Consider the following 251-nt stretch of genomic DNA (forward strand, 5'->3'; position numbering starts at 1 on the left):
GTCCGCGGAGGCCACATGTTGCATAGGGCGAGCTTATGACGCGACGGCCGTCTCCGACAGGGCGAAAATTGATGTTAGGTTAGCCTTACTTCAAAAGGGGGATTCATGTCGAACATCGCCGTCACGCACTCCGAGTCGGGGCTCGTCCGTGCCGAGGTGGTGCGCCGCGAGCGTGTGACGCCGAACATGGTGCGCGTCACCCTGGGAGGGGCGGACCTGCGTCGCTTCGACTATCGCGGCTTCGACCAGTG

At 62.9% G+C, this 251-nt stretch carries 1 protein-coding gene; it reads left to right on the top strand.

The features are described 5' to 3' along the window. Window positions 1-105: 105 nt before the first annotated feature. A partial coding sequence (locus tag SB754_RS21860) for a siderophore-interacting protein (protein ID WP_410784405.1) occupies window positions 106-251 on the top strand: 146 nt, incomplete at its 3' end.

Origin of the sequence: Leifsonia sp. SIMBA_070 (assembly GCF_046534635.1) — a bacterium.
In the GTDB taxonomy this organism is placed as follows: domain Bacteria; phylum Actinomycetota; class Actinomycetes; order Actinomycetales; family Microbacteriaceae; genus Leifsonia.